This window comes from Mesorhizobium sp. M1307 (assembly GCF_040318155.1).
Classification (GTDB): domain Bacteria; phylum Pseudomonadota; class Alphaproteobacteria; order Rhizobiales; family Rhizobiaceae; genus Mesorhizobium.
In genome coordinates this window covers 19,708-29,059 of sequence record NZ_JAMYLR010000057.1, presented here as the reverse complement: position 1 = coordinate 29,059, position 9,352 = coordinate 19,708, and the positions used below count along the sequence as shown (strand labels likewise).

The 9,352-nt window shown below is 63.3% G+C and carries 5 protein-coding genes; 1 reads left to right on the top strand and 4 read right to left on the bottom strand.

Annotated features, from left to right (window positions below):
- Positions 1-107: 107 nt before the first annotated feature.
- The 4 genes from NKH16_RS32010 to NKH16_RS31995 form a co-directional block, all read right to left on the bottom strand.
- The gene (locus tag NKH16_RS32010) at positions 108-2,036 is read right to left on the bottom strand and encodes an adenylate/guanylate cyclase domain-containing protein (RefSeq protein WP_352903479.1); all 1,929 of its coding nucleotides are present in this window, start codon (positions 2,034-2,036) and stop codon (positions 108-110) included.
- Between the two features lie 334 nt (positions 2,037-2,370).
- Positions 2,371-3,396 (bottom strand): aldose epimerase family protein, encoded by a 1,026-nt coding sequence (locus tag NKH16_RS32005; protein ID WP_352719619.1) that lies wholly within the window; start codon positions 3,394-3,396, stop codon positions 2,371-2,373.
- Positions 3,397-3,478: 82 nt separating this feature from the next.
- On the bottom strand, positions 3,479-4,936 hold the full coding sequence (locus NKH16_RS32000) for an NAD-dependent succinate-semialdehyde dehydrogenase (protein ID WP_352749015.1): 1,458 nt from the start codon (positions 4,934-4,936) through the stop codon (positions 3,479-3,481).
- 211 nt (positions 4,937-5,147) lie between these two features.
- On the bottom strand, positions 5,148-6,098 hold the full coding sequence (locus NKH16_RS31995; RefSeq protein ID WP_352749013.1) for an AEC family transporter: 951 nt from the start codon (positions 6,096-6,098) through the stop codon (positions 5,148-5,150).
- Positions 6,099-6,247: 149 nt separating this feature from the next.
- Here NKH16_RS31995 and NKH16_RS31990 point away from each other — a divergent pair, with 149 nt between their 5' ends.
- Positions 6,248-9,259 (top strand): caspase family protein, encoded by a 3,012-nt coding sequence (locus NKH16_RS31990; RefSeq protein ID WP_352823349.1) that lies wholly within the window; start codon positions 6,248-6,250, stop codon positions 9,257-9,259.
- The last annotated feature ends 93 nt before the right edge of the window (positions 9,260-9,352 follow it).

Below are 9,352 nucleotides of genomic sequence, written 5' to 3'. Positions count from 1 at the left end.
CTCCGCTAAACACGGGGGCTGCGCGGCGGACACGCCGACGTCACCGCAATGCCACGCCATTTTGCAGAACTTGACGCACACAACTCCTTTCTTTGCACAGGGGTGTTCTATGGCTGCCCGAGAGGCTTCGCCTCCCCCGCCTCGCATTCCGACAATCGCACAGGTTTGGCGAGTTTCGCCAGCGCCTCGGGCTTGGCGCAAGCCGGAAAGCCGGCGAGCGGCATTGTTTCAATAAACCGGCTGCGCTCTTTAGTGCTCAAGCCCACTTCATTAATCATGCTCTCGACGGTCAGGTCCGGGTACTGCTTGAGAGTTTCCCTAACCGAAGCATTCGCCTCATCCATTCGACCCAGAGCCGCAAGGGAGCTGCTAAGCACCACCCACTTCCACTTGTCGTAGTTGTTAGGCGTCATGCGCTCCAGCATCTTCAACGCGTCCTCATATCGGCCGGCCATAAAATAGGCAGGGGCGAAGAAGTTGGACGTCCACATCGGGTAGTTCGGGTCGAGCCGCGTTACTTGGTCGACCATCTGAGCGCCGCGTTCGGGTTCATTGAAGCGTGCCGCAAAGCCGGTATAGAATGTCAGGATTTCGGACGAACCGGGAGCTAGACGAAGGGCCGTGTCCAGCTCAGCCTTGGCGCGGGCGTTGTCGCCCTTCTGGCTGAGGCTCATACCAAACACGGCGTGTGCCTCAGCGTCACTTGGATCGAGCCGCACCGCGCGTTCGGCCACATCGGCAGCCGCCTTGATCTCGCTCTCGGGATTGATACCGAAGCCAGCCAATATACCATGAGCATGATAAAGTTCTACCCAGGCCCGGGCCAGCCCGGGGTCCAGCTCAACGGCGCGGTTGAGAAGCGCGATGGCCTCCTCCTCATCCGCTATGGTGATCTTTTCAATCTTCTCGGTCCCGAGCAGATAATAATCATAAGCATTCAGGTTTTCAGGTCGTTTACGTTTGGCCGCGGCCCGCCCGGCCGCCTGAATCAACCCTACGCCGCCGCCCAGACGGTTGGTGACTTGCTCTGCGATCTCGGTCTGGACGGCGAAAACGTCCTCAGCAGGCCGGTCCCAACGATCCGACCAAAGATGGTTGCCGGTTTGTGCATCGATCAACTGCGCGGTGACCCGCACCCGCCCATTTTGCCGCTGGATAGAGCCTTCTAGTACGAAGCCGACATGGAGCGCACTTGCTACCTGGCGGGCATCCATCGGCTTGCCTTTGTAAACTTCCGTCGAATTCCGGGCCACGACCTCAAGTTCGGGAAACCGCGCGAGGTCGGTTATGATATCCTCAGTCAAGCCATCGGCCAAACGCCCGGTGGCCTCGTCGCCGCCATAATAATTGAAGGGCAGCACCGCGACCGATGGCTTGGCCCCCAGCGGCGCGGGCTGAAAGAACCACCAGGTCCCTCCACCCGCCAGAGCCAGCACGACGATGGCCGCTGCAGTCGTCCTGGTCCAGCGCGGCATCGCCTTGCGTAAGGTCCAACGCACCCGCTTGCCATCGAGCCTCAGTCGGTACATCCGCACGGGGCGGCTGATGTTCTTGACCTGCTGCTCGCCGGCGAAATCGAGGGGCAAATCAAGCTTGCCCTGCAGATGGTCAAAGGCCGTGCCCGATACGATCACGCCGCCCGGCTCAGCGAGTTGCTGCAACCGCGCGGCGACATTGACGCCGTCGCCATAGACATCGCCGTCAACCAGCGCAACGTCGCCCAGATTGACCCCGATGCGGAACACGATGCGCTCAGGCTCTGGCAGACCTTCATTGCGCGCGGCCGCCGCGCTTTGGATTTCCGCTGCGCAGGCGACTGCGTCGACCACGCTTTCGAAGGCGACAAGCGCGCCATCGCCCATCAACTTGACGACGCGGCCATGGCGCTGGGAGATGGCGGGGTCGAACACCTCGGAACGAACGGTTTTCAATCGCTCAATGGTTCCGGCCTCATCGGCCTCCATCGCCTTCGAGTAGCCAACCATATCGGCCGCCAGGATCGCCAGCAGCTTCCGATTGAGAGGGGGAACCGCCATATGCGCCTCTTTATGGCACAACCCTACACCCATGGAAGCATCGGAGCCAGAACGCGCCGTTGGCCGCGCGGTGAATGACCGCTCGTCAGCCGTTCCTGACTTTCGACCGGGTGCGGATGAACGTCTTCAACGGGTCAACTTGCGTCGTCAGGGCTCTCGGCGTCAAAGGTCCGAGAGGGTTCGAAGTCGGTCGTTCAGAGTGATTGCGTTTTGACTCCAGAGCGCCGCGCGTCATGGACGCGCAAAGGACGCTATAACACTTTGAATTTTGCATGATCCTTTCCGAACCGGAGGTCAGCGCAGCAAAACCATGCCGGTTTCCGGGGGTCATGCCCTAAGGCAGCCTGAACCGGTATTCCGTCACGTGATGATAGATCTGGCCCGGCCACAGCGTGGCTTGCGGGAAATACGGCCGGTTCGGCGCATCCGGCCAGATTTGCGGCTCCAGGCAGAAGCCCGAAAAGGCCTTGTACTGGCGTCCGCCTAGTCCAGGCGAGGACGGTGCCAGGTACTGGCCGGTATAGAGCTGGACACCTGGCTCGGTGGTCCAGAGCTCCATCTCGACGCCGGAATTCGCGCCTTGCGCCCACGACGCCTGCTTCAGCGGCCCGCGCGTCGAGGCGAGGCAGAAATTCTGGTCGTAAGGGAGCTGCTCGCCCTCGGTCTCCATGCGCAGCGGCCGCGCCTGGCGAAAATCGAAGGGCGTGCCGTCGACCGGCTTGACCGTGCCTGTCGGGATCAGATCCGCGTCGACCGGCAGATAGGCGCCGGCATTCAGCATCAGCCGGTGGTCGAGAATGTCGCCGGTGCCGCCGTCATCCAGGTTGAAATAGGAATGCTGCGTGAGGTTGCAGAGCGTCGGCTCCTCGCAGGTGGCGGTCAGTTCGACGCTGAGCGTGCCGGGGATCTTGAGCCGGTAGGTGCAGGTCACGTCGAGCGCGCCGGGAAAGCCCATCGTGCCGTCGGGGTCGTGCAGGGTCAGCGTTACAAAATCCCTGCCATGCAGCGAAACCGCCCAGGCACGGCGCGAAAAACCTTGCGAACCGCCATGCAGCGTGTGCTTTTCGAGGAAATTGCGCTCGGTCTGGTAGCGTTTGCCGGCAAGCGTGAAGCGGCCGTCGCGGATACGGTTGGCATAGCGCCCGACGACGGTGCCGAAGAAGGCGGTATCCGTCTCATAGTGCTCGAAACGATCATAGCCGAGCACCAATGGCGCCTCGTGCCCGGCCAGGTGCAGATCCTGGATGATCGCACCCAGGCCGATGATGTTGGCGGTAAGGCCGCCGCCACGAATGGTGAAACGGCGGACTTCCTCGCCCGCCTGCGTCGTGCCGAAAACCTCGCCGTCCTTCATCGCCATGCTCGCAAGTTCGTTGCTCGACGCCAGCCTGGCCTTTTCCGAAGCGGCTCAGGGTCGTTTTCGGTATTACCGCATGAGGCTTCTAGAGACCAAGTCCGCCGATGCAGACATATTTGGTGTCGAGATAGTCCTCGATGCCCTGATGGCCGCCTTCCTTGCCGAGGCCCGATTCCTTGACGCCGCCGAACGGCGCCTCAGGGGTGGTGATGAGCCCTTCATTGACGCCAACCATGCCGTATTTCAGCCCTTCCATGACCCGGAAGGCGCGGCCGAGATCGCCGGTGTAGAAATAGCAGGCCAGGCCGAACTCGGTGTCGTTGGCGAGTGCCACGGCCTCTTCCTCGGTTTCGAACTTGAATACCGGCGCCACCGGGCCGAAGATTTCTTCCTTCATGAAGCGCATCTTCGGCGTCGCATTGGCGATCACCGTCGGCTGGAAGAACGAGCCGCCGAGCGCGTGGCGCTTGCCGCCGGCGACGACCTTGCCGCCTTTGGCGGTAGCGTCGGCAATCAGCTCCTCGACCTTCTCCACCGCCTTTTCGTCGATCAGCGGTCCCTGCTGGACGCCTTCCTCGAGGCCGGAACCGACCTTCAGCCCGTTGCTCGCAGCAGCCAGCTTTTCGACAAACTGGTCGTAGATGCCGGCCTGCACCAGGAAGCGGTTGGTGCAGACGCAGGTCTGGCCGGAATTGCGGTACTTGGCGGTGATGGCGCCGGCGACGGCCCGCTCGAGATCGGCGTCATCGAAGACGATGAACGGCGCGTTGCCGCCGAGCTCCATCGACACTTTCTTGACCGTCACCGACGACTTCTGGATCAGGATCTTGCCGACCTCCGTCGAGCCGGTGAAGGTGATCTTCTTGACCAGCGGGTTGGCGCAGATCTCGTCGCCGATCTCACCGGCGGCGCCGGTCAGGATATTGATTACGCCTTTAGGGAAGCCGACTTCCTCGGCAAGCGCGCCCCAGGCAAGGCCGGAATAAGGCGTCTGCGACGCCGGCTTGACCACGGCGGTACAGCCGGCGGCAAGCGCCGGGCCAAGCTTGCGGGCCAGCATCGAGGACGGGAAATTCCACGGCGTGATGGCGGCGATGACGCCGACCGGTTCCTTGGTCACCAGGATACGGCGGTCAGCCCAGGGCGACGGCACGACGTCGCCATAGGTGCGGCGGCCTTCTTCGGCGAACCACAATATGTAGGACGCGGCCGAGCCGATCTCGCCCTTCGATTCGAACAGCGACTTGCCCTGTTCGATGGTCAGCAGTTCGGCCAACACGTCCTGATTATCCATCATCGCGTCGTGCAGCTTGCGCAACAGCTTCGAGCGTTCGAGCGCGGTGGTCTTGCGCCATGTCTGGAAGGCCGCGTCGGCGGCTTCGATGGCGCGGCGGGTCTCGGCCTTGCCCGACTTCGGCACCGTGCCGATCTTGAGGCCGGTGGCAGGATTGTTGACGTCGACCGTCTGGCCTGAATCGGCCTGCACCCATTCGCCATTGATGAGATTGGCCTGCCGCATGAAATGGCTGGTCTTCTGAAGCATGATCTCGCCTCCGTTCGGCACCTGGCGGGCCGGTCGCTGATTTCGTGAATGGACGTGCGCGATAGCATCGCTAGAGCCACTGCTCTTAGCCCAGGGCAAGCCCCGCAAGCAATCACAAGATGGCATATAGGGTTTGGGCCAGCCAAAGCGAGAGGCGATGCAGCCGGGTTCTTATCCAAAAACCCGGGTTCTTATCCAAAAACCCGAGTTCTTATCCAAAAACATGGACGACCACGGTCAGCCAAAACGCAGTGGTCACGACCGCACAGGCGGTGGCGATGGTCATCTGGTTCGACGCCAGCGCCTGGCCGGTGTTGAACTGCACCGCGATGAGATAGGAATTGATGCCGGACGGCAACGCCGCAACCATGACCGCCACCTTGGCCGTCAATGGCGGCAGGCCGATCAGCCAGACCAGGCCGAGAACCAGCGCCGGCATTAGGAACAGTTTCAGCGCCGACAGCGCCAGCGCCGGCCTTACATTGCCGGAAATGCCGAAACGGCGCAGGCTGAGCCCCATGGCGAACAGCGCCACCGGGGCGGCCGTGCCGGCCAGCGCGTCGCTCAGCCGCGTCGCAAGCACCGGCAGCGGCGCACCGGTGAAGCGCCACGCCAGCCCGGCCAGTATGCCTATGATCAGCGGATTGATGAATACCCGCCTGAGAAAGCTCCTGACGACGCGGAGCGGATGCACAGGCTCGCTGCCGCCGCGGCCGAACATCTCGAAAAGGATGATCGAGGCCATCATCATCACTGGCAGGTGAATGGAGACGAGCAGTGACAGCACTTCGAACCCGGCCGGCCCGAACACGCCGATGATGAAGGGCGCGCCGAGCAGGACGACGTTGGAGTAGGACGACGATACGCCGCCGACGACGCCGGCGCGGGCGTCCCGCCCGAAGATGCGCGTAATGACCAGATGGCCGGTGGCCCAGGTGAGCGCAACCGCCGCGAAATAAGCGCCCCATAGCGACCACGGCGCCACGCCGTGGAAATCGGCCTTTACCATGGTCTGGAACAGCAAAAGCGGCATTGCCACGTTGATGGCGAATTCGGATACGCCCTCGCCGCTCGCCGGCTTCAAATAGCCGGTCAACCCGGCAAGATAGCCGAGCCCGACGAGACTGAAGACGAAGAGGACGGTTTCGATAAGCGGAGACATTTTTCCCGTGATAGGCGAGCCCCGGCGGCGGCGCAATCGCCCTTCCCTCGCGAATGTACCGGCCAACAATCCGGCCGCTCGGATCTTGCCCGAATTTGCTCATGGTTGGATGCCGGCGCTATACAGGGTTGTCGGGGGACACGCGGCGAATGGGCCTTGTCGGAAATCAGCACTTCTTCAAGCAGGCGTGGCTGACGGCTTTCGTCGGCGCCATGCTTTGCCTCGCGGTGACCTCGGCTCATGCGGCGGAGCCGGCGAGCCTCAAGGGCGTGGCGCTGATTGTCGGCCAGTCGAAATACCAGCACATAGCGGCTCTTCCCAACCCGGCCAACGACGCCCGCGACATCGCCAAGATGCTGACCGATCTCGGCTTCGACGCGCGCAGCGTCACCGACCGCGACACGGCAAAGCTGAAGCGCGACCTCGAACGTTTCGCCGAGGATGCCGAGGACGCCGACGTCGCCTTGATCTACTATTCCGGCCACGGCATCGAGGCTGGCGGCGAAAACTATCTGGTGCCGGTCGACGCTGACGTTTCTTCATTGAAGGACGCCGATCAGGCCCTGGTGCCGATTTCCGCCGTCATGGACGAACTGAAGACGACCGTGCCGGTAACGATCATGCTGCTCGATGCCTGCCGCACCAACCCGTTTCCGGCGGATGCGGTGCTGCGCCGGGCGCCGACGGCCTCGGCCTCGCCGATTGGCGCCGGCGGCCTGGAGCCGGTGCGCGGCGCCAGGGCACTGGCAAACGCGACCGCGACGGAAAATCTGGGAACGGTGATTGGCTTTGCCGCCGAGCCGGGGCGGCCGGCACTCGATGGCATCGTCGGCGAAAACAGCCCCTACGCAGCGGCACTTCTGCGCCACCTCGCGGCGATGAAGGGCACCGAGTTCGGCTCGGTCATGCGCATGGTGACCGAGGAGGTCTATCTCGACACCAAGGCCAAGCAGCGGCCATGGGTCAATGAAAGCCTTCGCCGGCTGCTCTACTTCGGCGTAGCACCGCAGGAACCGACCGGCGACGACGGCCTGATCACCGGCGAGCGGCGGCAATTGCTGCTGACGATCGCCGAGTTGCCTGACCCCACGCGGGCACAGGTGGAACTGGCCTCGCTGCAGGACGGCGTGCCGCTCGACGCGCTTTATGGCGTGTTGAAGGCGCTCGGCACCGAAAAGATGCCGGAGGACCCCACCGACCTGCAAAAGCTGCTCGACGCCCAGGCCGAGCGCCTGAAGAAGATGATCTCCGAGCGCGACGCGCTGCGCACCGACGACCCCGAGATCAGCCGCCTCGTCGCCTCGGCCGACAAGGCGATCGGCCAGGGCGCCATCGTCACTGCGCGCAACTTCCTCGACCAGGCGGTGGGCCGGGTCGAGCAGGCCAGCGGCGTGGTCGACCGGGCAGAGGATCTGGTCAGGCAGAAGCGTCTTGCCGACGCGGCGATCTATGCCAGGCGCGCCGACGCTTCGGCGCTGGTCTTCGACTATCTGTCGGCCGCCAACGATTACGGCAAGGCCTTCTCGCTGGTCGAGAGATGGGACGACAGGCTGCGCTGGAACTACAAGAACCAGGAGGCGGAAGCGCTCAACGCGCATGGCAGCGCCACCGGCGACAGGCAAGCGCTGCAGCACGCCATCGACGCCTACCGCGTCATCCTGAACTTCATCCCCAATGGCGAGCAGAACCGCGACTGGGCGATCACCCGCAACAACATGGCTGTGGTGCTGCAGACGATCGGCGAGCGCGAGCGCCAAATCGACCGGCTGGAAGAGGCAGCGAAGATCTTTCGCGATTCGCTTGCCGTGTTCGAGCGCGAGAAGGATGATCTCAACTGGGCGGCCGCCCAGAATAACCTGGCCAATGTGCTGTTGAAGATCGGCGAACGCGAGAGCGACCCGAAACGCCTGAACGAGGCGGTGGTGGCGATGCGCGCCACGCTGGAGAAGCGGCCGCGCGACAAAGTCCCGCTGGACTGGGCCGCCTCGCAAAGCAACCTTGGCCTTGCGCTTTACGCGCTTTCGGAACGCGAACCGGTCGGCGAGCGCCTGACCGAGGCCGAGGCCGCATACCGGCTGGCGCTTGAAGAATACACGCGCGAAAAGGCGCCCGTTCAGTGGGCGATGGTCCAGAACAACCTCGGCAATACGCTGGTGTCTCTCGGCACGCAACGCAACGACAAGGCAAAAATCGACGAGGCAGCCGCGGCATTCCGCGCCGCGCTCGAAATCCGCACACGCGACACCTTCCCACTCTCCTGGGCGAGCAGCCGTCTCAATCTGGGCAACGCGCTGAGCAGTGCTGCCCGTTTCGATCTCGGCACCGGCCTGCTCGAAGAGGCGGCTGCCGCCTATGGCGACGCGCTGACCATATTCACACGCCAGCGTTTTCCGACGGATTGGGCTTCGGCGGAGAACAATCTCGGCTCGATCTACCAGACGCTCGGCCAGCGCACGCGCGATCCTGCCAGGCTTGAGCAATCGGCTGCTGCATACCGGGCGGCACGGCGCGTCTATACCAAAAAGGAGTTTCCGCTCGACTGGGCGATGACCCACTACAATCTCGGCAACACGCTGCAACTGCTCGGCGGCGTGACCGACAAGCCGGTGCACTACGAGGCGGCGATCGAGGCCTATCGCGATGCACTGCGCGAATACAAGCGCGAGACCACGCCGCGGCAATGGGCACTGGCGCAGGCCGGCCTCGGCTCGGCGCTGCAATGGCTGAGCATGAGCGAGGCCGATCCCGGCAAACTGGCCGCATCGATCGCCGCGCGCCGGGCGGCGCTGGAGGTGCTGACCTTCGAGACCTCGCCCGTCGATTGGGCAAACGCGCAGAACGGCATCGGCATGAGCCTGATCAATCTCGGCAATCTCGAACGCACCGGCAAATATCTGGATGAAGCCGAAGCCGCCTTCGAGGCAACGCTCAAGGTCTTCACCCGCGAAGGCCAGCCGATGCAATGGGCCTTCGAGCAGAACAATCTCGGCGACGTCCACTGGAACCGCGGCAGCTATGGCGGCGGCAATGCCGAATACCAAAAGGCGATCGAATTCTTCGAAAACGCCAAGCAGGGCTTTACCGAAGCCGGCTACACACTCCCCATCCCCCTGACCGACCGCAAGATCGATCTGGTGAAGAAGCAGATGGCGAAGAAATAGGCTTTTCGGCCGCAGGTTGCACTCGGCTTGTCTTTCAGCCGGCTTTGCCATCCCTATATGCCGGTCACCGGGGCCCGCCTGCCGGTCACCCGA

Bases quoted from the DNA above. Each gene is read 5' to 3' on its own strand.
- NKH16_RS32010 (WP_352903479.1), bottom strand. From the start codon at position 2,036: ATGGCGGTTCCCCCTCTCAATCGGAAGCTGCTGGCGATCCTGGCGGCC.
- NKH16_RS32005 (WP_352719619.1), bottom strand. From the start codon at position 3,396: ATGGCGATGAAGGACGGCGAGGTTTTCGGCACGACGCAGGCGGGCGAG.
- NKH16_RS32000 (WP_352749015.1), bottom strand. From the start codon at position 4,936: ATGCTTCAGAAGACCAGCCATTTCATGCGGCAGGCCAATCTCATCAAT.
- NKH16_RS31995 (WP_352749013.1), bottom strand. From the start codon at position 6,098: ATGTCTCCGCTTATCGAAACCGTCCTCTTCGTCTTCAGTCTCGTCGGG.
- NKH16_RS31990 (WP_352823349.1), top strand. From the start codon at position 6,248: ATGGGCCTTGTCGGAAATCAGCACTTCTTCAAGCAGGCGTGGCTGACG.